The organism is Pseudarthrobacter sp. NCCP-2145 (genome assembly GCF_023708005.1).
GTDB lineage: Bacteria > Actinomycetota > Actinomycetes > Actinomycetales > Micrococcaceae > Arthrobacter > Arthrobacter oxydans.
This window is the reverse complement of the sequence record NZ_BRCG01000021.1, coordinates 1-21,957: the sequence shown is the minus strand read 5'-3', so window position 1 is coordinate 21,957 and position 21,957 is coordinate 1. Positions and strand designations below refer to the sequence as shown.

At 67.5% G+C, this 21,957-nt stretch carries 18 protein-coding genes; 15 read left to right on the top strand and 3 right to left on the bottom strand.

Annotation, left to right across the window (positions count from 1 at the left end):
• Nucleotides 1-50: 50 nt before the first annotated feature.
• Complete coding sequence (pheS, locus tag NFU08_RS16575) at nucleotides 51-1,112, top strand: phenylalanine--tRNA ligase subunit alpha (RefSeq protein ID WP_174180341.1); 1,062 nt, start codon at nucleotides 51-53, stop codon at nucleotides 1,110-1,112.
• 2 nt (nucleotides 1,113-1,114) lie between these two features.
• The gene (pheT, locus tag NFU08_RS16570; protein ID WP_251424725.1) at nucleotides 1,115-3,658 is read left to right on the top strand and encodes a phenylalanine--tRNA ligase subunit beta; all 2,544 of its coding nucleotides are present in this window, start codon (nucleotides 1,115-1,117) and stop codon (nucleotides 3,656-3,658) included.
• 80 nt (nucleotides 3,659-3,738) lie between these two features.
• On the opposite strand, the gene NFU08_RS16565 is transcribed toward pheT, so the two are convergent.
• A complete protein-coding gene (locus NFU08_RS16565) occupies nucleotides 3,739-4,704 on the bottom strand; it encodes a quinone oxidoreductase (RefSeq protein WP_251424723.1) in 966 nt (321 codons plus the stop codon).
• Between the two features lie 145 nt (nucleotides 4,705-4,849).
• On the opposite strand from NFU08_RS16565, the gene argC reads away from it, so the two are divergent.
• From argC to NFU08_RS16515, 10 genes are all read left to right on the top strand, one after another.
• Entirely contained in the window at nucleotides 4,850-5,881 is a 1,032-nt protein-coding gene (gene argC / locus NFU08_RS16560; RefSeq protein ID WP_174180337.1) for an N-acetyl-gamma-glutamyl-phosphate reductase, read from the top strand.
• Nucleotides 5,878-7,044: a bifunctional glutamate N-acetyltransferase/amino-acid acetyltransferase ArgJ gene (argJ, locus tag NFU08_RS16555; RefSeq protein WP_188732043.1), complete on the top strand. Its 1,167-nt coding sequence runs from the start codon at nucleotides 5,878-5,880 to the stop codon at nucleotides 7,042-7,044. The genes argC and argJ overlap by 4 nt, the downstream gene beginning before the upstream one ends.
• Before the next feature lie 55 nt (nucleotides 7,045-7,099).
• Nucleotides 7,100-8,053 carry an acetylglutamate kinase gene (argB, locus tag NFU08_RS16550; protein WP_174180333.1) on the top strand — a complete coding sequence of 318 codons (954 nt, stop codon included), beginning with the start codon at nucleotides 7,100-7,102 and terminating at the stop codon, nucleotides 8,051-8,053.
• Between the two features lie 53 nt (nucleotides 8,054-8,106).
• Nucleotides 8,107-9,321, top strand: coding sequence for an acetylornithine transaminase (locus NFU08_RS16545; RefSeq protein ID WP_251424779.1), 1,215 nt, complete (start codon nucleotides 8,107-8,109; stop codon nucleotides 9,319-9,321).
• Nucleotides 9,318-10,328, top strand: coding sequence for an ornithine carbamoyltransferase (argF, locus tag NFU08_RS16540; RefSeq protein ID WP_251424720.1), 1,011 nt, complete (start codon nucleotides 9,318-9,320; stop codon nucleotides 10,326-10,328). The genes NFU08_RS16545 and argF overlap by 4 nt, the downstream gene beginning before the upstream one ends.
• Complete coding sequence (locus NFU08_RS16535; protein WP_174180327.1) at nucleotides 10,328-10,858, top strand: arginine repressor; 531 nt, start codon at nucleotides 10,328-10,330, stop codon at nucleotides 10,856-10,858. Before argF ends, NFU08_RS16535 begins: the two co-directional genes overlap by 1 nt.
• 46 nt (nucleotides 10,859-10,904) lie before the next feature.
• Nucleotides 10,905-12,110: an argininosuccinate synthase gene (locus NFU08_RS16530; RefSeq protein WP_174180325.1), complete on the top strand. Its 1,206-nt coding sequence runs from the start codon at nucleotides 10,905-10,907 to the stop codon at nucleotides 12,108-12,110.
• Nucleotides 12,110-13,525, top strand: coding sequence for an argininosuccinate lyase (argH, locus tag NFU08_RS16525; protein WP_251424718.1), 1,416 nt, complete (start codon nucleotides 12,110-12,112; stop codon nucleotides 13,523-13,525). The genes NFU08_RS16530 and argH overlap by 1 nt, the downstream gene beginning before the upstream one ends.
• Before the next feature lie 148 nt (nucleotides 13,526-13,673).
• A complete protein-coding gene (locus NFU08_RS16520; RefSeq protein ID WP_251424716.1) occupies nucleotides 13,674-14,210 on the top strand; it encodes a pyridoxal 5'-phosphate synthase in 537 nt (178 codons plus the stop codon).
• A 9-nt stretch (nucleotides 14,211-14,219) separates the two neighbouring features.
• Nucleotides 14,220-14,987, top strand: coding sequence for a maleylpyruvate isomerase family mycothiol-dependent enzyme (locus NFU08_RS16515; protein ID WP_251424714.1), 768 nt, complete (start codon nucleotides 14,220-14,222; stop codon nucleotides 14,985-14,987).
• A gap of 8 nt (nucleotides 14,988-14,995) precedes the next feature.
• Here NFU08_RS16515 and NFU08_RS16510 read toward each other — a convergent pair whose 3' ends face one another.
• Nucleotides 14,996-15,490 (bottom strand): methylated-DNA--[protein]-cysteine S-methyltransferase, encoded by a 495-nt coding sequence (locus tag NFU08_RS16510; protein ID WP_251424712.1) that lies wholly within the window; start codon nucleotides 15,488-15,490, stop codon nucleotides 14,996-14,998.
• On the bottom strand, nucleotides 15,487-17,001 hold the full coding sequence (locus NFU08_RS16505) for a DNA-3-methyladenine glycosylase 2 family protein (protein ID WP_174180315.1): 1,515 nt from the start codon (nucleotides 16,999-17,001) through the stop codon (nucleotides 15,487-15,489). The genes NFU08_RS16510 and NFU08_RS16505 overlap by 4 nt, the downstream gene beginning before the upstream one ends.
• Before the next feature lie 114 nt (nucleotides 17,002-17,115).
• Between NFU08_RS16505 and NFU08_RS16500 the strand changes: the two genes are divergently transcribed.
• The 3 genes from NFU08_RS16500 to tyrS are packed head-to-tail and all read left to right on the top strand — an operon-like array spanning nucleotide 17,116 to nucleotide 21,420.
• Entirely contained in the window at nucleotides 17,116-17,793 is a 678-nt protein-coding gene (locus NFU08_RS16500; RefSeq protein ID WP_251424711.1) for a DNA-3-methyladenine glycosylase, read from the top strand.
• A 51-nt stretch (nucleotides 17,794-17,844) separates the two neighbouring features.
• Nucleotides 17,845-20,073, top strand: coding sequence for an AAA family ATPase (locus NFU08_RS16495; protein WP_174180313.1), 2,229 nt, complete (start codon nucleotides 17,845-17,847; stop codon nucleotides 20,071-20,073).
• Between the two features lie 33 nt (nucleotides 20,074-20,106).
• Nucleotides 20,107-21,420 carry a tyrosine--tRNA ligase gene (tyrS, locus tag NFU08_RS16490; RefSeq protein ID WP_251424709.1) on the top strand — a complete coding sequence of 438 codons (1,314 nt, stop codon included), beginning with the start codon at nucleotides 20,107-20,109 and terminating at the stop codon, nucleotides 21,418-21,420.
• The last annotated feature ends 537 nt before the right edge of the window (nucleotides 21,421-21,957 follow it).

Genomic DNA, 21,957 nt, shown 5'->3' with positions numbered 1-21,957 from the left:
CAGGGCTGCCCCGTTCACCGGCAGCCACGACTCGTAGCTAAGAACAGTAGATGACTGAAACTTTGCCGGGCGCCGCCATCCCGAACCCCACGGATGAAGCCGCCATCACTGCCGCTGTAGACCAGGCCATCGCCGCCATTGCCGGTGCGGGCACCCTTGATGAGCTGAAGGCGGTGCGGCTCGCCCATACCGGCGAGAAGTCCCCGCTCAGCCTCGCCAACCGTGAGATAGGCAAGCTGCCCAAGGACCAGAAGGCCCTCGCCGGAAAGCTGATGGGCGCATCGCGCGGACGGGTCAACAAGGCGCTCGCCGACCGCACGGCAGAGCTGGAAGCGGAAAACGACGCCCGCATCCTCCTGGAAGAGACCGTTGACGTCACCGCCGCGCCCCGCCGCCGTCGTGCAGGTGCACGGCACCCGCTCTCCACGCTCCAGGACCGCGTGGCGGACATTTTTGTGGGCATGGGCTGGGAAATCGCCGAGGGGCCGGAAGTCGAATCGGAATGGTTCAACTTCGACGCCCTGAACTTCAAGCCGGACCACCCTGCCCGTGAAATGCAGGACACCTTCTTCGTGGAACCGCCCGAGGCGCACCTGCTGATGCGCACGCACACCTCGCCGGTGCAGGTCCGCTCCATGCTCGAACGCGAGCTGCCCATCTATGTGCTGTGCCCGGGCAAGGTGTTCCGCACCGATGAACTGGACGCCACCCACACTCCGGTGTTCCACCAGTTCGAGGGCCTTGCCATCGACAAGCACTTGAGCATGGCGGACCTCCGCGGCACGCTGGAGCACTTCGCGCGGCAGATGTTCGGCGACGAAGCCCAGATCCGGCTGCGTCCCAACTACTTCCCGTTCACCGAGCCGTCAGCGGAGCTGGACATTTGGCACCCCGGCGCCAAGGGCGGTCCGCGCTGGATCGAGTGGGGCGGCTGTGGCATGGTCAACCCCAACGTGCTCCGCGCCGCCGGCATCGATCCGGACGTCTATTCAGGTTTTGCCTTCGGCATGGGCATCGAGCGCACCCTTATGTTCCGCAACGAAGTGGGGGACATGCGCGACATGATCGAAGGCGATGTACGTTTCAGCGAGCACTTCGGGATGGAGATCTAACAGTGCGTATCCCACTTTCCTGGCTGCGTGAATTCGCAGAGGTACCGGCCGGAGCAACGGCAGAAGACGTCATGACCGAACTGGTCAAGGTCGGTTTCGAAGAAGAGGACGTCCACCGCCCCACGGACACCCTGCAGGGGCCCATCGTGGTGGGCCAGGTCCTGAGCCTGGTCAAGGAACCCCAAACCAACGGCAAGACCATCAACTGGTGCCAGGTTCGGGTGGTTCCTGAGGGCCAGGAACAGACCCTCACCGGCGACGGCATCGACCCCTCCGGCGTGCAGGGCATCATCTGCGGCGCGCACAACTTCGTTGAGGGCGACAAAGTGGTGGTCACCCTGCCGGGCGCCGTGCTGCCGGGCAACTTCCACATCTCTGCCCGGAAGACCTACGGGCACCTGTCCGCGGGCATGATCGCCTCCGTGCGCGAACTCGGCATTGGCGAGGACCACGACGGCATCCTGGTGCTGTCCCGGATCGGGCTGGACCCCGAAATCGGCACTGACGCCATGGAGCTGCTGGGCCTCTACGACCAGGCTGCCGAAATCAACGTGACGCCGGACCGCGGCTACGCCTTCTCCATCCGCGGGGTTGCCCGCGAGTATGCCCACGCCACCGGCACTACCTTCACGGACCCTGCTTCCCGCGTCACCGCTCCTGCGGAGCTGGCCGGCGGGTACGGCGTCAAGATCAATGACGATGCCCCCATCTACGGCAAGCCCGGATGCGACAGGTTCGTGGCCCGCACTGTCCGCGGCGTGGACGCCACTAAGCCCACCCCGCCGTGGATGGTTTCGCGGCTGCGCCTTGCCGGCATCCGTTCCATCTCACTGCCGGTGGATATTTCCAACTACGTGATGCTGGAACTCGGCCAGCCCACGCACTGCTACGACCAGGACACGCTGTCCGGGGACATCGTGGTGCGCCGGGCCCTGGCCGGCGAGAAGATCACCACCCTCGATGGCAAGGAACGCGCGCTCGACGCCGAGGACCTCCTGATCACGGACGCCTCCGGACCGATCGGCATCGCCGGAGTGATGGGCGGCGCCGCCACAGAGGTGGGCGATTCGACGTCGACCGTCCTGGTGGAAGCCGCGCACTTCGACGAGGTGTCCATTGCCCGTTCCCGGCGCCGCCACAGGCTGCCGTCTGAAGCGTCCAAGCGGTTTGAGCGCGGCGTGGACTGGCACGTGGCCGGCATCGCCGCCCAGCGCGTGGTTGACCTGCTCGTCGAGCTGGCCGGCGGAACGGCGGACCAGGCCGGAACCGATGTGGGGACCGCCCCTGACTCCGTCAGCATCGAACTTCCGGAGGCCTTCGCTGCCGCCCGCATTGGCATCGACTTCACCGAAGAGCAGATCGTCACGTCCCTCGAGGACCTCGGCGCCGCGGTGGAAAGGAACGACGGTGGCTGGACCGTTACGGCCCCCAGCTGGCGGAACGATCTGGAAACCAAAGAGGACCTCTCCGAAGAGATTGCCCGGCTGGTGGGCTACGACAAGATTCCCGCCACGCTTCCTGTGGCGCCTCCCGGGCGCGGCCTGACGCGGGTGCAGCAGCAGCGCCGCCGCCTGATCCAGGCCCTGGCGGATGCAGGGCTCACCGAGGTCCTGTCCTACCCCTTCGTGTCCAAGGCGGCCAATGACACGTTCGGCGTGGCCGAACAGGGCGCAAACCGGACCGCGGTCAAGCTGGCGAACCCGATCAGCGAAGAGCAGGGCTTCCTGCGCACATCCATCCTGCCGGGGCTTATCGAGGTGGCCAAGCGGAACCACTCGCGCGGTTTCCGTGACCTGGCACTCTTCGAGTCAGGCCTGGTGTTCCTGCCCGGCGGCACGGTAGGCACCGCCTCCATCCCGCCGCTGGGGGCCAAGCCTTCCGATGAGGTGCTGGACGGACTGTACGACGGCGTCCCGGACCAGCCATTCCACCTCGCCGCAGTGCTCACGGGACACGACTCCCCGGCAGCGGCCGGCCATACGCCGCGGCCCTGGGACTGGGCTGACGCGCTGGATCTTGCCCGCATTGCCGGGGACGTCCTGGGCGTGGAGGTCCTGGCCAGCCAGGGCAGCCACCAGGCTTTCCACCCCGGCCGTGCGGCCCGGCTGTCGCTCCGCAACGGGAATGTGGTGGGCTACGCCGGTGAGCTGCACCCCAAGCTGCTGGCGGCATCGGATATGCCTGCACGCTCGGTGGCCCTGGAGCTCAATGCTGACGCGCTGTTCGACGCCGCGCCGGACGTCATCGTGGCGCGCCACATCTCCACGTTCCCCGTGGCCACCCAGGATGTGGCGCTGGTGGTTCCTGCCGAAGTCCCCGCCGACGACGTCCTGGCGGCCCTGCGCGAAGGTGCCGGTGAACTGCTGGAGGACGTGGCGCTCTTCGACGTCTACGCAGGCAAGGGCATCGAGGAAGGCAAGAAGTCCCTCGCGTTCGGGCTTCGGTTCCGTGCCAACGACCGGACCCTCACGGCGGACGAGGCATCAGCCGCACGGGAAGGCGCGGTGGCCCTGGCGGCCGAGCGCTTCGGCGCCGTCCAGCGCTGACCGCAAAACACGCATCAACAGGGAAGGTCCCCGCAGCCGCACGGCTCGGGGACCTTCCCTGTCTCCCGTTGCTGTCTGTCCTACGGAACCAGGATGACCTTTCCGGTGGTCTTCCGCCCCTCAAGGTCGCGGTGTGCCTGGGCAGCCTGCACCAGTGGGTAGCGGGCGCCGATCCGGACCTTCAGGCTGCCGTTCGCCGCCGCCGCGAACACTTCGCCGGAGCGCCAGCGCCGCTCCGCAGCGTCCCTCAGGTAATGCCCCAAAGTGGGCCTGGTCAGGAACAGCGAGCCGCCGGCATTCAGGCGCTGGGGATCCACGGGCGGAACGGGTCCGGAGGCGGCGCCGAAAAGCACCAGCATGCCCCGGACGCGCAAAGCGGCCAGTGAGCCGTCGAACGTGTCCTTCCCAACGCCGTCGTACACCACGTCGGCGCCGGTGCCGCTGGTGATCTCCCTGACCCGCTCGGCGAAGCCTTCGTACCGCAGCACGTGGTCGGCGCCGGCCCCGCGTGCGAGCTGCTCCTTTGCGTCCGTGGATACGGTGGTGATGACTTCCGCACCGCGGGCCTTGAGCAGCTGGATCAGCAGCAGGCCCACGCCGCCCGCGCCCGCATGCAGCAGGACGGTGTGGCCCGGTTCCACCTTGAAGGTGGAGTTCATCAAATAATGGGCGGTGATGCCCTGCAGGGGAAGCGCAGCTGCCGTCAGGTCGTCCAGGCCGCGCGGGACCGGCAGGGCGGCGGCCTCATCAACGAGCGCATAGTCCGCGTAGCAGTTGATGCCCTCCGCCGTGGCCACCCGGTCGCCGGGGACGAACCCCGTGACGCCATCGCCCACCGCTTCAACGGTGCCGGCGGCTTCGGACCCGGGGGTGAACGGGAAAGGGACCTTGTAGGTGCCGCTGCGCTTGTACGTGTCAATGAAGTTGACGCCCGCAGCCCCCACCTTCACCAGAAGCTGGCCGGGCCCAGGGACAGGGCGCTTGACGTCCTCGTAGGTAAGGACTTCCGGTCCGCCTGCCTGACGTGCGACGATTGCGTGGGTCATTGCTCACCTTTCCCGGTCCCGGCGTTTCCGGCTCCGGCTGCTGCCACCATCCTAGGGACAGTCCGCGGAAGCCCCATAGCGGGCACCTTCCGCTGCATGCATAAATATCGGTATCAGTGAATACTTTTGCTGTATGGTGGTGGTCATGACTATTTCTGTTGCAGTGTCCGGCGCCAGCGGATACGCCGGGGGAGAGGTCCTGCGCCTCTTGGCCGGGCATCCTGGCGTCACCATTGGAGCCATCACAGCCCACAGCAATGCCGGATCCCGGCTCGGCGAACTGCAGCCCCACCTGCACGGGCTCGCAAGCCGCATCCTCGAGGACACCTCGGTGGAGAACCTGTCCGGCCACGACGTCGTCTTCCTGGCCCTGCCGCACGGCGCCTCCGCGGAGATAGCAGCCCAGCTGCCGGCGGGGACCGTCGTCATCGACGCCGGTGCAGACCACCGGCTGGAGGACCCGGCGGCGTGGGAAAAGTTCTACGGTTCCGCCCACGCCGGCACCTGGCCCTATGGCCTGCCGGAGCTCCCGGGCCAGCGCGAAGCGCTCAAGGGCGCCAACCGCATCGCCGTGCCCGGCTGCTACCCGACGTCGGCCCTGCTGGCCCTTGCGCCCGGCTTCGCCGCCGGGCTTCTCCAGCCCGACGACGTCGTTATCGTTTCTGCCTCCGGCACCTCGGGTGCAGGCAAGGCCGCCAAAGTGAACCTCATCGGTTCAGAGGTCATGGGTTCCATGAGCCCTTATGGCGTTGGCGGCGGACACCGCCACACCCCCGAGATCGAACAGGGCCTGTCCAACGCCGCGGGCGAACAGGTCACCGTGTCCTTCACGCCCACCCTGGCGCCCATGAGCCGGGGCATCCTCACGACGGCGACGGCGAAGGTCAAAGCCGGCACCACGGGGGAGCAGCTCCGCCAGGCCTGGACCGATGCCTATGACGACGAACCGTTCGTGCACGTCCTCCCGGAAGGCCAGTGGCCCGCCACGAAGTCCGTGCAGGGGTCGAACCATGCCGCCATGCAACTGGCATTCGATTCCCACACCGGCCGGGTGATCGTCACCTGCGCCATCGACAACCTCACCAAAGGGACCGCCGGCGGCGCCGTCCAGTCCATGAACATTGCCCTCGGCCTCGCGGAAACCGCCGGCCTTGACCTGCAGGGAGTTGCCCCGTGACCGTTACCGCCCCCCGTGGATTCCGGGCCGCCGGCGTCACCGCCGGACTCAAGGCCTCCGGCAAACCGGACCTTGCCCTGGTGGTGAATGACGGCCCGTCCAAGGCCGCCGCTGCCGTCTTCACCAGCAACCGCGTCGCCGCAGCGCCCGTGCACTGGTCCCGCCAGGTGGTCTCGGACGGCCGCGTGGACGCGGTGGTTCTCAACTCCGGCGGAGCGAACGCCTGCACCGGGCCGGCCGGCTTCCAGAACACGCACAGCACCGCCGAAAAGGTGGCCAAGGTCCTGGACATTTCCGCCACGGACGTGTTCGTGTGTTCCACCGGCCTGATCGGCGAGCAGCTGCCCATGGACAAAATCCTTCCCGGCGTGGAGGCTGCTGCTGCCGCGCTGAGCGCCGATGGCGGCCCCGAGGCAGCGACCGCCATCATGACCACCGACTCCGTTCCCAAGGCGGCGCTGTTTATCGGCACCGATGCGGACGGCGAGGAATTCGCCATCGGCGGGATCGCCAAGGGTGCGGGCATGCTGGCTCCGGGCCTGGCCACCATGCTGGTGGTCCTCACCACTGATGCGGCCGTGGACGCGGAACTGCTCGACGTCGTCCTCCGCGACGCCACCCGGGTCACGTTCGACCGGGCAGACTCGGACGGCTGCATGTCCACCAACGACACCGTGGTCCTGCTGTCCTCAGGTGCCTCCGGCGCCGTGCCGTCGGCAGAGGCCTTCGGTGCCGGCCTGACCCAGGTCTGCGCCGAACTCGCGCGGAAGCTCATCGCCGACGCCGAGGGTGCCAGCCACGACATCGCCATCCGCACCTTCAACGCTGCCAGCGAAGCGGACGCCGAAACCGTCAGCCGTTCCGTGGCCCGCTCCAACCTCTTCAAGGCCGCCATTTTCGGCAAGGACCCCAACTGGGGACGGGTACTGTCGGCCGTCGGCACCACTGACGCCGTCTTCGAACCCGACCAGCTCAACGTGGCCATGAACGGTGTCCAGATCTGCCGCAACGGCAGCATTGGCGACGACCGCGGCCTGGTGGACCTGGAACCGCGCGAGGTCCTCGTGGAAATCGACCTCCAGGCCGGCGACGCCGAGGCTACCATCTGGACGAACGACCTGACCCACGACTACGTGCACGAGAACAGCGCCTACTCAAGCTGACGCACCACCTGAGCCGGCCCCTTCCGGCGCCCGGCAACCTTGGAGAAACTGCCTGATGAACACCCGCACCCGCGAAACCACGTCCACGCTCGACGCCCAAAGCAAGGCCGGCACCCTGATCGAGGCGCTGCCCTGGATCCAGCGCTTTGCCGGCACCACCATGGTGATCAAGTATGGCGGCAACGCCATGGTCAACGACGAGCTGCGCCGTGCCTTCGCCGAAGACGTCGTGTTCCTGCACCACGTGGGCATCCACCCTGTGGTGGTGCACGGGGGCGGGCCCCAGATCAACTCCATGCTGGCCCGGCTGGGCATCGAGTCCGAGTTCAAGGGCGGCCTGCGGGTCACCACTCCGGAAGCCATGGACGTGGTCCGCATGGTCCTCACCGGCCAGGTGGGCCGCGAACTCGTGGGCCTGATCAACTCCCACGGCCCCTACGCCGTGGGCATGTCCGGTGAAGACGGCGGACTGCTGCGCGCCGTGCGCACTGGCACCGTCATCGACGGCGAGGAAGTGGACCTGGGGCTCGTGGGTGAAGTGGTGGGCGTAAACCCGGAAGGCATCCTGGACATCCTCGCCGCCGGCCGCATCCCCGTGATCTCCACGGTGGCCCCGGAGATCGACGTCGAGGGGTTCGCAGCAGACGGCAGCGTCCAGACCACGGGACAGGTGCTCAACGTCAATGCGGACACCGCAGCGGCAGCCCTGGCCGAAGCCCTCGGTGCCTCCAAACTGGTGATCCTCACCGACGTCGAAGGCCTGTATGCCAACTGGCCGGACAAGAGCTCGCTGATCTCCTCCCTGAAAGCATCGGACCTGCGGGAGCTCCTGCCCTCGCTGGAATCCGGCATGATCCCCAAGATGGAGGCTTGCCTCAAGGCGATCGACGGCGGCGTGGAGCGTGCGCACATCGTGGACGGACGCCTGGCCCACTCCATGCTGCTGGAAACCTTCACCACCGCGGGCATCGGCACGCAGGTGGTCCCCGACGAGGAGACGAACGCATGAACGAAACTGTTGACGTGAGTCCGGTCAGCGACCGGGACGCCAAAGCCTCCGTGATGACCGGCAGCGGCAGCGGCTCAGAGTGGCTTGCCCGCTACTCCAGCTCCCTCATGGGCGTCTTCGGCACCCCGCAGCGCGTCCTGGTCCGCGGCGCCGGCTGCCTGGTGTGGGACGCCGACGGCAAGGAATACCTGGACCTGCTCGGAGGCATCGCCGTCAACGCGCTGGGCCATGCCAACCCGTTCGTCACGTCGGTGATCTCCAGCCAGCTGGCCACCCTCGGCCATGTCTCCAACTTCTTCACCAGCCCCACGCAGATCGCGCTGGCCGAAAAGCTCCTGGCCCTCACCGACGCCCCTGCCGGTTCCAAGGTGTTTTTCACCAACTCCGGCACCGAGGCCAACGAGGCCGCCTTCAAGTTGGCCCGCCGCAATACGGGCGGCAGCGGTGCCAAGCGGACCAAGATCATCGCCTTGGAAGGGGCCTTCCACGGCCGGACCATGGGCGCCCTTGCGCTGACCGCCAAAGAGGCCTACCGCGAGCCGTTCGAGCCGCTGCCAGCCGGCGTCGTGCACATCCCGTTCGGTGACGTGGAGGCGCTGAAGGACGCCGTTGACGAGACCGTGGCCGCCGTCTTCCTGGAGCCCATCCAGGGCGAGGCGGGCGTGCGCCCCCTGCCGTCCGGATACCTTCGGGCCGCCCGCGAACTGACTGCCAGGGTGGGAGCACTGCTGATCCTCGACGAGGTGCAGACCGGCATCGGCCGTACCGGGAAGTGGCTTGCCAGCGAGGATGCAGGGATCATGCCGGACGCCGTTACCCTGGCCAAGGGCCTGGGCGGCGGCTTCCCGATCGGTGCCCTGATCACCTACGGTCCGGAGACGTCGTCGTTGTTGGCTGCGGGCCAGCACGGCACCACGTTCGGCGGGAACCCGGTGGCGACGGCGGCCGCCCTCGCCACCCTCCACGCCATCGAAAGCCAGCACGTGCTGGCCAACGCCGCAGCCGTGGGTGGGCACCTGCGGGCCGGGCTGTCACGCCTGCCGGGCGTCACCGAAGTCCGCGGCGAAGGCCTCCTCATCGGCTTCGACCTGGACGCGGACGTCGCCCCGGCCGTGGTGCAGGCCGGCCTTGACGCCGGGTTCATCGTCAACAGTCCCGGCCCCCGCACCATTCGCCTTGCGCCGCCGCTTGTCCTGACCACGGCGCAGGCAGACACCTTCCTCGCCGCCTTCCCGGCAATCCTCCAAGCAGCTAAGGACGCCCAGTGACACCAGCAGCCAGCGCTACCCGGCACTTCCTCAAGGACACGGACCTCAGCCCCGCCGAACAGGCCGAGGTCCTCGGCCTCGCAGCCCGGATGAAGGCGGCGCCCTACAGCGTCCAGCCGTACGCCGCCGAGGGCAGCGGCCGCAAGACGGTGGCCGTGATCTTCGACAAAACCTCCACCCGGACCAGGGTCTCGTTCGCCACAGGGATCGCGGACCTGGGCGGCAACGCCCTGATCATCAACCCTGGAGAGGCACAGATCGGGCACAAGGAATCCGTGGAGGACACCGCCAGGGTCCTGGAGCGGATGGTGTCCACCATCGTCTGGCGGACCGGCGCCCACGCCGGTTTGGTGGCCATGGCGGAGAACTCAAGGGTTCCGGTGATCAACGCCCTGTGCGACGATTACCACCCCTGCCAGCTGCTGGCGGACCTGCTGGCCGTGAAAGAGCACAAGGGCGAACTCAAGGGCCTCACCATGAGCTACCTGGGGGACGCCGCCAACAACATGGCCAACTCCTACCTGCTGGCCGGAGTCACGGCCGGGATGCACGTGCGGATCGCCGGGCCGGAGGGCTACCTGCCGGCAGCAGACATCGTGGCCGCAGCAGAGGAACGCGCTGCGGAGACGGGCGGCTCGGTGCTCATCACCACTGACGCGGCGGAGGCCTTGAAAGGCGCCGACGTCGTTGCCACGGACACGTGGGTGTCCATGGGGCAGGAAGCGGAAAAGGAAGCCCGGATGCAGCTGTTCCGGGAGTACGCCGTGGACGAGGCCGCCATGGCACAGGCTGCGGAAGACGCCGTCGTACTTCACTGCCTGCCCGCCTACCGCGGCTACGAAATCTCTGCCGGCGTCATCGACGGACCGCAGTCCATCGTCTGGGACGAGGCCGAAAACCGGCTGCACGCACAGAAGGCCCTGATGGCCTGGCTGATGCACCGGTCGGGCCTGGCCTTCGTCGACGGACTCGCACCCGTTGAAGGCACAGGGGAGAGCACGTTCTAGTGTCCGCCCAACCGGCGTCGCCGGGCTCCAGCCCTGCGACCAAGACAGCCCGCCAGGCGCGCATCACCGCCATCCTGACGGGGGAGTCCGTGCGTTCCCAGGCGGAGCTGGCAGCACTGCTGGCGGACGACGGCGTGCAGGTCACCCAGGCAACGCTGTCGCGGGACCTCGTGGAACTCGGTGCGGTCCGGGTCCGCGGCAAGGAGGGCGTGCTGGTGTACGCCGTACCCGGCGAAGGCGGCGAACGGGCTGCCCGGAGCGGCGTGAGCCAGGAGATCCTGGACGCCCGGCTGGCCCGGCTGTGCAGCGAACTGCTGGTCACCGCGGAGGCCTCGGCCAATATCGCCGTGCTCCGCACCCCGCCGGGGGCCGCGAACTTCCTGGCACTGGCCATCGACCACTCGGTGATGCCGTCCATCCTGGGCACCATTGCCGGGGACGACACCGTGCTGCTGGTGGCCCGGGACCCGCAGGGCGGCCAGGACCTCGCCGCCAGGTTCCTGCAGCTGGCTGAAGAAGCCGGGCAATAAGCTTGAAGACAACATCAACAAACCCCAATCACAAGGAGCATTCGAAGTGACTGAACGCATTGTGCTCGCCTACTCGGGCGGCCTGGACACCTCAGTAGCCATCGGCTGGATCGGTGAAGCCACCGGCGCCGAGGTCATCGCCGTGGCGGTTGACGTCGGGCAGGGCGGCGAGTCCCTGGAAACCATCCGCCAGCGTGCCCTCGGCTGCGGCGCCGTCGAAGCCTACGTGGCCGACGCCTCTGACGAGTTCGCCAACGAATACTGCATGCCCACGCTGAAGGCCAACGGCCTCTACCAGGGCCACTACCCGCTGGTGTCCGCCATCTCCCGCCCGGTCATCGTCAAGCACCTGGTCAAGGCTGCCCGCGAATTCGGCGCCACCACCGTGGCCCACGGCTGCACCGGCAAGGGCAACGACCAGGTCCGCTTCGAAGTGGGCATCCAGACCCTCGGCCCGGACCTGAAGTGCATCGCCCCGGTCCGCGACCTGGCGCTCACCCGCGACAAGGCCATTGCCTTTGCCGAGGAGAAGGGCCTGCCGATCGAGACCACCAAGAAGAACCCGTACTCCATTGACCAGAATGTCTGGGGCCGCGCCGTGGAAACCGGCTACCTCGAGGACATCTGGAACGCCCCCACCAAGGACATCTACGACTACACCGCCACCCCGGAGTTCCCCCCGGCACCGGACGAGGTCGTCATTTCCTTCGAAGCCGGCATCCCGGTGGCGATCGACGGCGTCAAGGTCACCCCCCTGCAGGCCATCAAGGAACTCAACCGCCGTGCCGGCGCCCAGGGCGTGGGCCGCATCGACGTCGTCGAGGACCGCCTGGTGGGCATCAAGTCCCGCGAGATCTACGAGGCCCCCGGCGCCATGGCCCTCATCACGGCCCACAAGCACCTTGAGGACATCACCGTGGAGCGCGAGCAGGCCCGCTTCAAGGCCACGGTTGGCCAGCGCTGGTCCGAGCTGGTGTACGACGGCCAGTGGTTCTCCCCGCTGAAGCGCTCCCTGGACGCGTTCATCGAGGACACCCAGAAGTACGTCTCGGGCGATATCCGCATGACCCTGCATGGTGGCCAGGCCATCGTCAACGGCCGCCGGTCCGACACCTCGCTCTACGACTTCAACCTCGCCACCTACGACACCGGTGACACCTTCGACCAGTCCATGGCGCGCGGCTTCATCGAGCTGTGGGGCATGTCCGCCAAGGTTGCGTCCGGCCGCGACATCCGCGTCGCAGGACAGTAATGGCCTCGGCAACAAACGAAGGTGCACTGTGGGGCGGCCGGTTTGCCGGCGGCCCCGCGGATGCACTGGCGGCGCTGAGCAAGTCCACCCACTTTGACTGGCGGCTCGCCCGCTACGACATTGCCGGATCCAAGGCGCACGCCCGCGTGCTGCACAAGGCCGGCCTGCTGGATGACGCCGAACTGGAAGGCATGCTGGCCGCCCTCACGCAACTGGATGAGGACGTGGCCTCCGGCGCCTATGTGCCGGCGGAGTCCGACGAGGACGTGCACGGCTCGCTGGAACGGGGCCTGATCGAGCGCGCCGGAACCCAGCTGGGCGGCAAGCTCCGCGCCGGCCGGTCCCGCAACGACCAGGTGGCCACGCTGGGCCGCATGTTCCTGCGGGACCACGCCCGGATCATCGCCCGCGGCGTGCTGGCCACGGTGGATGCGCTGGTGGAGCAGGCCAAGGCGCACCACGGTGTTGCCATGCCCGGCCGCACCCACCTGCAGCACGCCCAGCCGGTGCTGCTCAGCCACCACCTGCTGGCCCACGCCTGGGCGCTGCTGCGCGACGTGCAGCGGCTCCAGGACTGGGACAAGCGCGCCGGCGTCTCGCCCTACGGTTCGGGCGCCCTGGCCGGCTCCTCGCTGGGGCTGGACCCGGAGGCGGTGGCCGCGGACCTGGGCTTCTTCTCCGCCTCGCACAACTCGATCGACGGCACGGCCTCGCGCGACGTCTTCGCCGAGTTCGCCTGGGTGTGTTCCATGATCGGCGTGGACCTCTCGCGGGTGTCGGAGGAAGTCATCCTCTGGGCCACCAAGGAGTTCTCCTTCGTCACGCTGCACGACTCCTACTCCACGGGTTCGTCCATCATGCCGCAGAAGAAGAACCCGGATGTGGCGGAACTGGCCCGTGGCAAGGCAGGCCGGCTCATCGGCAACCTGACCGGGCTGCTGGCCACGCTCAAGGGCCTTCCCTTGGCGTACAACCGCGACCTGCAGGAGGACAAGGAGCCGGTGTTCGACGCTGCAGACACCCTGGAGCTCCTGCTTCCGGCGGTCTCCGGCATGATCGCCACCCTGAAGTTCAACACGGAACGGATGGAGTCGCTGGCACCGCAGGGCTTCGCGCTGGCCACTGACATTGCTGAGTGGCTCGTCCGCCAGGGTGTTCCGTTCCGGGAAGCGCACGAGCTGTCCGGCGCGGCCGTGAAGCAGGCCGAATCCCGCGGCGTGGAGCTGTGGGATCTGACGGACGGGGAATACGCGGCCATCTCGGAGCACCTGACGCCGGAGGTCCGCACGGTCCTGTCCACGGAGGGCTCGCTGAACAGCCGCAACTCCCAGGGCGGAACTGCGCCCGCCGCCGTCGAACGCCAGCTGGTTGCGCTGGAAGCCGAACTCGCCGGCGTCCGGGAGTACGCGCACTAACCGTCAGACGCTCTCTCACTTAATGTCGGTTTTTGGCCGACGCTCTCTCACTTTCTTCAAGAAAGTGAGAGAGCGTTACCGATTTTCACGCATCAAGTGAGAGAGCGTTGGGCCTTAGGCGCCGGACGCTGCCCGCTAGCATGGTGCCATGAGCGAACCGTTCCGCAGGCAACTCCGCGCGCTTCCCGATTTCCCGGACACGCTGCCGGGCTTTGACCCGGAGAGCGCCCCCACGGATCCTGCCGAGCTGTTCAGGCACTGGCTGGGGGAGGCGCTGGCAGCGGGGGAGCGGCAGCCGCATGCGTGCAGCCTGGCCACTGCGGGTGGAGACGGCAAACCGTCGTCCAGGATGCTGATCCTGAAGAACATCGACGACGACGGCTGGCACTTCGCCACGTCCCGCACCTCACGCAAGGGCAGGGAACTGAACGCCAACCCGCATGCCGCCATGACCTTCTACTGGCCGTCCCAGGGCCGGCAGGTCCGCGTGGCCGGTGCCGTCGTCGAACTGTCCGCCGAGGCATCCGCGCGGGACTGGGCGGAGCGGCCCCGTGCCGACGGCAGCACCAACCCGCACTGGCAGCTCTACGCCCTCCGGCCCGCCGAGATCGAGTTCTGGCAGGCCAGCCACGACGGCAACCATGTTCGGCACCGTGTGGCCCCCGACGGATCGCCCCTGGGTTAGGCTGTCGCCATGACAGCTCCCGCACCCGACGAACTGCTTCCGGCGCTCCACAAGGCCGCAGCCGACGTGGCAGCCGACGCTGCAAAGTTCAGCGACTCCGAGGTGCAGGCGCCCTCCGCCCTGCCCGGCTGGACGAGGGGGCACGTGCTGGCCCACCTCACAGGCATCTCCAACGCCATGGCCCGGCAGCTTGAGTACGCTGCGCGCGGAGAGGCCGTGGAGCTTTACGACGGCGGCATGGAAGGCCGGAACAAAGCAATCGACATGGCAGCGGGCCACGACGCCGCCACCCACCGCGCGGACCTCACCGCCGCGCTGGACCGGGCACTTAGGGCCTTCGACGCCCTGCCCGGCGTCAAGGATTCAGCCGCGAACCGGACCGGCTGGTACGCGCCCATCACGTATCGCGGGGGCGTGGTCCTGGACGGCGGACTGGCGCTGTGGCGGGAACTGGTCATCCACACGTCGGACCTGCTGGCGGGAAGGGGCCCGGAAACCTGGAGCCGGCCGTTCTGCGAGCACCTTTTCGATTTCCTGGCGGCCAGGGTCCAGCCAGACGACAGGCTCGTGCTGCAGCCACTGGGGCTCCAGCCGCTGGCCATCGGCAGCGGCGCCCGGTCCACCGTCATCAGCGGCATGATCACCGACATCGCAGCCTGGCTTGCCGGCCGCGAGCCGACGCTTGGCAGCCTCAGGGCGTCCGCCGCGGCCGACGGCGTGGATTTGCCCGGGCTGCTGCCGTGGCCGTCCGGAACCCCCGCCGCCACACAGGGCTGACCGAAGGGCTAACCGGCTTCGCGCGCCAGCAGGCTCCGCTTGACGGGAAGCCCCCAGCGGAAACCGCCCAGCGTGCCGTCCGTGCGGATCACCCGGTGGCAGGGCACGAACAGCGCGGCAGCGTTGAAGGCGCAGGCGCTGGCGGCTGCCCGCACGGCCCTGGGGTTGCCGGCGAGCTCCGCGTACCGGGCGTACGTGACGGGCTGACCCGGCTGCACCAGCCGCAGGACGTCCCAGGCGTGGACCCGGAAAGGTCCCGACACCTGCCGCACGGGAACGTTCATCGCCGGCACCGGGTCACCGGCATAGAAGGCTTCGACGGCGGACGAGATGTCCCCCAGCCCGGTGACCGGTTCGAGCACGCCGGGCCGGAGGGACGGATGGATCTGCCCGGTCAGCTCACCAGGGTTGTCTGTCCATCCGCTGGAGAGCACGACGCCGTCCTGGGCCAGGATGGTGAACGGACCGTCCGGGGTGGTCATCTGAAGCAGCTGGGCCTTCATCGGTTCGCTTCCTCTGCTGGTCTGGTGCCGTGGTCTGAGTGTGCTGCTGTGCGCCTGGGGGTACCGGTCGCAGGCCGGGCTGCTGCCCGCCACAGGTGCATGGTGGCGTATGAGCGCCAGGGGCTGGCTTCCCTGAAGTCCGGAGTGGAGGCCGCGGTTCCCTCCCCGAGGACACGGATCCCGTTCCGTACGGCTGCGTCGTTGGCGAGGAAAATATCCGGGGCGCCGAGGATGCGCATGGCAAGGTATCCCGTGGTCCATGGTCCCACGCCGGGCAGCGGCAGCAGTTTGGCGGCCAGGCTTTCCGGGCTGTCGCCATAGCCAAAATCGAGTCCGCCGTCCGCCATGGCGGCAGCTGCCGCAAGGAGGGCGGCGGTCCGCCGCTGCGGTCCACGCAGGACCGCGGAGCCGCCGCCGGCGATTTCGGCCGGGGTGGGAAACATCCGGTCCAGGCCCTCGCCGGGGCTTTGGCTTGCCCGTCCGACGGCGGCCAGCCGGGTGAGGGCGGTCCGCGCAGCTGCAACGGTGATCTGCTGCCCGGCCATGGCCCGGACCAGCATTTCCGCCGGATCCAGGGCACCGGGCATCCTGATCCCCGGAGTGCCCGCCACCGCGGCAGCGAGCCTGGCTTCCCCTGCCAGCGCACTGTCGATCGCCACTGGATCCGCATCGAGGTCAAAGAGGCGCCGTACCCTGCTCAACAGGGCCGGCAGGTCCCTAAGGTCCACCGCGCCGATGGTGAGGGTCAGCGGCCGGCCCGGAGCGCCGGCGTCGTAATCCACCCGGAACCTCGCATCACCCTGGGGCAGCCGCAGCGTTCGGGCGTAGGACACGGGCGTTCCCGCTTCGATCCCGGGGATGGCGCGGACAGCCAGGAAGGTGAAGACGCCGGGGTCGAAAGGTTCCCGGTAGGGGAGGTTGAGGGTGAGGGCGGTGGAGCCGGCGGGGGCCTTGGGATGCCTTGCGGTGCGAAGCGCCGTGGGGGTCATGCCAAAAACTTCCGCCATGGTTTCGTTGAACTGGCGGACGCTGCTGAACCCGGCCGCAAAGGCGACGTCGGCGAGCTTCATGGAGGTGGAGACCAGCAGGGTACGGGCAGTCTGCGCGCGGCCGGCCCGTGCAAGCGAGAGGGGGCCCGCCCCGAGCTCCTGGCTGAGGATGCGGTTGAGCTGGCGGGAGGAATAGCCCAGGCGGGCGGCAAGGCCATCGACGCCGTCCCTGGTGACCACGCCGTCACTGATCAGCCGCATGGCGCGCCCGGCAATATCCTGGCGAAGGTTCCAGGCGGGTGTGCCGGGAACCGCCTCGGGAAGGCAGCGCTTGCAGGCCCGGTAGCCGGCGTCGTGCGCTGCTGCGGAGGTTTCATAAAAGGTGACGTTGGAGGCCTTCGGGGTCCTGGCGGGGCAGGACGGGCGGCAGTAGATGCCCGTGGTCCGGACGGCAGTGTAGAACTGCCCGTCGAACCGGGTGTCCCGGGCGTCGATCGCCCGGTAGCGCTGCCAGAAGTCCATTCCTCCATCCTGTCAGCCCTCCCACGCCCCGGCTAGCGGAAATCGGACACGGCCGTGGCTCCTCCAGCATGTCAATGGAGGGGCGGCGGCGCCGGCGTTGGATAGAGTCTGGCCATGAGCAAAAATCCGCTGACGGCCGGCCAGCCGCTGCGGGAGTTCCTCTCCGGAGACGCCCGCCAGCTGGCGCCCCTGCTGCTGGGCGCCGTCCTGACCCATGACTCCAGGGACGGTGCGGTGTCGGTGCGGCTCACCGAGGTGGAGGCCTACCTGGGGCCCGAGGATTCCCTGCACCCGGATCCCGGATCACACACCTACCGCGGTCCCACCCCCCGCAATGCACCCATGTTCGGCCCGGCCGGCCACCTGTACGTCTACTTCACCTACGGGATGCACCACTGCACGAACATCGTGTGCGGGCCGGAAGGAACGGCGTCGGCCCTGCTGCTGAGGGCAGGGGAAATCGTGGACGGGGTGGAACTTGCCCGGCACCGGCGGACCACCTCCAAAAGCCCCGCCGACCTGGCAAGGGGGCCCGCCCGGCTGGCCAAGGCGTTGGGCCTGACGACGGCGGACAGCGGCCGTGATGCGCTCGCTCCGCCGTTCAGGCTGGTCCTTCCGTCCGGGCCGGCAGGGCCGGTGAGCTCCGGGCCAAGGGTTGGAGTCTCCGGCGCAGGTGGAACGGACCGCTACTCATGGCGCTTTTGGATCACCGGCGACCCCACGGTCTCCCAGTACAAGGCGGCGAAGCCCAGGGGGGCCAAACCGGATCCTGCAACGTTTCACGGGCGTTAACGGAAATGGTTGTAGAATGGTAGGTCTGTCTTTTGCGATAGGGGAACGTTAATGCTTGACGCCGATTTGGCCCACGAACGCGACTATGTAGCCGGCCTGTACGCACGGCTGGAAGAGCTGCGCGAGGAAAAGCGCCGCCAGCTGGCGCAGGTCCGCCGGGCCGGGGCTGTGGGCACCATGCAGAACGTCTCCGAGCGGGACGCGTTCGCTGCCCTCTACGAGGACCGGCTGGCCCAGCTGGACGCGGTGGACGACCGGCTGGTCTTCGGCCGGCTGGACCTGGACTCCGGCGAAGCCCAGTACATTGGACGCATCGGCCTCACCACCGAGGACCTGCAGCGGCTCATGGTGGACTGGCGCGCGCCCGAGGCCGGCCACTTCTACCAGGCCACGGCCTTCGACCGGCAGGGCGTCCGCCGGCGCCGGCACCTGATCCTGCAGGGCCGTGAGGTCAAGGCCATCGAGGATGACGTCCTTGACGCCGGGATGCTGGCGGACAACGAATCGCTGCAGGGCGAAGGAGCCCTGCTCGCCGCCCTGAACTCCAAGCGCACCGGCCGGATGTCCGACATCGTCAGCACCATCCAGTCCGAACAGGACCGCATCATCCGGTCATCCATCTCCGGGGCGCTGGTGGTGCAGGGCGGACCCGGCACCGGCAAGACCGCCGTGGCCCTCCACCGGGCTGCCTACCTGCTCTATACCCACCGTGACCGCCTCAAGACCGCAGGCGTGCTGCTGGTGGGCCCGTCGTCGTCGTTCATGAAGTACATCGAAAGGGTGCTGCCCTCCCTGGGCGAGACCGGCGTGGTGATGGCCAGTGTGGGCCGCCTGATGCCCGGCATCCACGCCGTGCCGGAACCGGACGCCGACGTCGCTGCCATCAAAGGCCGCCTGGACATGGCCACCGTTGTGGCCAACGCCGTGGCCAACCGCCAACGGATTCCCGCTGAAAACCGGATCCTGGAGGTGGACGGCCGCAAGCTGGTGCTGACGCCGCGCCAGGTGCGCCGTGCCCGCGAGCGTGCCCGCTCCACCGGCAAGCCGCACAACGAGGCGCGCGTGACGTTCGTCAAGATCCTGCTGCGCGAACTCACTGAACAGATGACCGAACTGGTGGAAGCCGGGAACATCGGTAATAACGCTGACCGTTCCTACCTGGCGGAGGACGTCCGTTCCGCACGCGATGTACGGATTGCCCTCAACCTCTGCTGGATGCCCATGACGCCGGAGAAGCTGATCTCGGAGCTCTTCAGCAAGCCGGCCATACTGGAATTCTGTACCCCCGCCATGTCCCCGGCCGAACGGGCGCTGCTGCAGCGCCCGGCCGACGCCCCCTGGACTGAGTCCGATGTGCCGCTGCTGGACGAGGCCGCCGAACTGCTCGGCGAACTGGACCCGGCCGCCGGACGCGGGCTCGCCCAGCAGGAGCACGACCGTGCCCGCGACCTTGCCAACGCCAAGCAGACCCTCGTGAACATGCAGGCGGCAGGGGTGGATCCCTTGATGTCCGCAGAGGAACTGGCCGAGCAGAACCAGGAACAGGAAACGCGGCAAACCGCCGCAGAGCGCGCCACCAGCGACCGCACATGGGCCTTCGGCCACATCGTGGTGGATGAGGCGCAGGAGCTTTCACCCATGCAGTGGCGCCTGCTGGTCCGCCGCTGCCCCCTGAAGTCCTTCACCATCGTGGGGGACATCGCGCAGACCAGCTCGGTGGCCGGGGCCAACTCCTGGCAGGGCGCACTCGCACCCATGTTCGGGGACCGCTGGCAGCTGGAGGAGCTGACGGTGAACTACCGCACGCCGTCCCAGATCGCCGAAGCCGCCGTCCGGATGGCCAACGCCGCCGGGCTGGTGGTGTCTGCGCCCAAGGCCGTCCGTGAAGGACGCTGGTCGCCTGTCATCGACGAGGTGGATCCAGGCCAGGTGGTCAGCCGCCTGGTTGAGGTCCTGCCGGAGGAACTGGACGCGCTCGACGGCGGCCTGCTCGCCGTCATTGCCGACGGACACTTCCTGCCGGAAGCCACCGCCGCCCTGCGCGCCGCCCACGGACGCCGGGTGGGCACGGGTGCCGGCAGCTACGAGCAGGACATCGTGGTGATCAGCCCCCGCGAAGCCAAGGGGCTGGAGTTCGACGGCGTCGTGGTGCTTGAGCCGTCCATGATGCTCAACCATGAGCACGGCAAAGTCGGGGACCTGTACGTCGCGATGACCCGGGCCACCCAGCGGCTCCGCCTGATTGCTTCGGAACCGGTGCCGGCAGGGATCAAGCGCTGATCAGGCGCGCCGCATACTGCTAACTTAGAAGGCGTGCCAGAACTCATCAGCCTCGAATCGCAGCAGAACGACCCCACTTTTGCCAACATTTGGCAGGAACTGAAGTGGCGTGGCCTGGTCCACGTCTCCACCGACGAGGCGGAGCTTGAAAAACTCCTCGCCGGCGGACCGGTGACGTACTATTGCGGGTTCGATCCCACCGCGCCGAGCCTGCACCTGGGTAACCTGGTCCAGCTGCTCGTCATGCGGCGGCTGCAGCTGGCGGGCCACAAGCCCCTCGGACTGGTGGGTGGGTCAACCGGTATGATCGGGGACCCCCGTCCCACGGCCGAGCGCACGCTGAACACCAAGGACACCGTGGCCGAGTGGGTGGGCTACCTCCAGGCGCAGGTCCGCCGTTTCCTCAGCTTCGAGGGCGACAACGCAGCGCAGATGGTCAACAACCTTGACTGGACGGCGCCGCTGAGCGCCATCGATTTCCTGCGCGACGTTGGGAAGCACTTCCGTGTGGGCACCATGCTGCGCAAGGACGCCGTGGCTTCACGGCTGAGCTCGGATGAGGGCATCAGCTACACCGAGTTCAGCTACCAGATTCTGCAGGGGATGGATTACCTCCAGCTCTACCGTGATTATGGCTGCGTGCTGCAGACCGGCGGCTCGGACCAGTGGGGCAACCTCACCAGCGGTACGGAACTGATCCGCAAGGTGGAGGGCAAGAGCGTCCACGCCCTCGGGACCCCGTTGATCACCAACGCCGACGGCACCAAGTTTGGGAAGAGCGAGGGCAACGCCATCTGGCTGGATGCCGGCATGTGCAGCCCCTACGCCTTCTACCAGTTCTGGGTCAACACGGCGGATGCCGACGTTGTGGACCGGCTCAAGGTCTTCACCTTCCTTACCAAGGCGGAGATCGAGGAGCTTTCCGTTGCTGTGGCTGAACGGCCGTTCGCCCGTGAAGGACAGCGGAAGCTTGCCTATGAAGTGACGTCCCTCGTTCACGGCGTGGAAGCCACGGAGAAGGTCATTGCGGCATCAGCCGCACTTTTCGGGAACGGCGACCTTACCGCACTGGACAAGCCCACGCTCCAGGCGGCAACTTCCGAGCTTCCCTTCGCCACTGTGCAGGTGGACGAGATGGGCATTGTGGACCTGCTCGTTGCCTCCGGGCTGTCCGACAGCAAGTCGGCGGCCAGGCGCACCGTTGGCGAAGGCGGGGCCTACGTCAACAACGAGAAGGTGTCGGACCCCGAGGCAGTCATTCCGGAGTCCGAACTGCTGCATGGGCAGTACCTGCTCCTGCGCCGCGGAAAAAAGAACCTGGCCACCGTGGAGGTCCTGGTTCCCTAGGCTCTTCCGCCGCTTCATAGAGCCCCCTGCACGCTCCTCCGCAGCCGATTTGCACGGCCGCGGGGGAGCGTGTAATGTTTTCTGAGTCGCCGCCGCTGAAGCGGAAAAATAGCGGCAAACCCCCACCAAAAAAGTGAAGCAACTTCTCCATGTGCGGAAGCGCAGAACGAAGAAATGCTTCACTTTATGATGGGCGGATTCATTCCACCGAGTGAATTCCGGGAAAACAACCGGATTTGCAAAGTGAAAATGAATGAAATAAGATTGAAACATCGCAGCGAAGAAATACGAAAATAAGAATTCATGAAAATGAATTGTTTCGGAAATATTCGAATGTGTCTGTTGTTTGAGAACTCAATAGTGTGCCAAGTTTGTTGATACCAATTGTTTTAGTGATTGGTTGAATTGACCGGGTCGTCCGCCCCTGTGGGTGGTCTGGTTTTTACAGCTGGTTTCAAATTTTGTGCAGCCTTTTTGTCCCGTTTTCCCGGGGCTGGGGGTTGTGTCTGTTTTACTTCAACGGAGAGTTTGATCCTG

What these genes read in the sequence shown, in the direction of transcription:
- pheS (WP_174180341.1), top strand. Translation starts at nt 51, where the DNA reads ATGACTGAAACTTTGCCGGGCGCCGCCATCCCGAACCCCACGGATGAA.
- NFU08_RS16565 (WP_251424723.1), bottom strand. Translation starts at nt 4,704, where the DNA reads ATGACCCACGCAATCGTCGCACGTCAGGCAGGCGGACCGGAAGTCCTT.
- argC (WP_174180337.1), top strand. Translation starts at nt 4,850, where the DNA reads ATGACTATTTCTGTTGCAGTGTCCGGCGCCAGCGGATACGCCGGGGGA.
- argB (WP_174180333.1), top strand. Translation starts at nt 7,100, where the DNA reads ATGAACACCCGCACCCGCGAAACCACGTCCACGCTCGACGCCCAAAGC.
- NFU08_RS16545 (WP_251424779.1), top strand. Translation starts at nt 8,107, where the DNA reads ATGACCGGCAGCGGCAGCGGCTCAGAGTGGCTTGCCCGCTACTCCAGC.
- argH (WP_251424718.1), top strand. Translation starts at nt 12,110, where the DNA reads ATGGCCTCGGCAACAAACGAAGGTGCACTGTGGGGCGGCCGGTTTGCC.
- NFU08_RS16520 (WP_251424716.1), top strand. Translation starts at nt 13,674, where the DNA reads ATGAGCGAACCGTTCCGCAGGCAACTCCGCGCGCTTCCCGATTTCCCG.
- NFU08_RS16515 (WP_251424714.1), top strand. Translation starts at nt 14,220, where the DNA reads ATGACAGCTCCCGCACCCGACGAACTGCTTCCGGCGCTCCACAAGGCC.
- NFU08_RS16510 (WP_251424712.1), bottom strand. Translation starts at nt 15,490, where the DNA reads ATGAAGGCCCAGCTGCTTCAGATGACCACCCCGGACGGTCCGTTCACC.
- NFU08_RS16505 (WP_174180315.1), bottom strand. Translation starts at nt 17,001, where the DNA reads ATGGACTTCTGGCAGCGCTACCGGGCGATCGACGCCCGGGACACCCGG.
- NFU08_RS16500 (WP_251424711.1), top strand. Translation starts at nt 17,116, where the DNA reads ATGAGCAAAAATCCGCTGACGGCCGGCCAGCCGCTGCGGGAGTTCCTC.
- NFU08_RS16495 (WP_174180313.1), top strand. Translation starts at nt 17,845, where the DNA reads ATGCTTGACGCCGATTTGGCCCACGAACGCGACTATGTAGCCGGCCTG.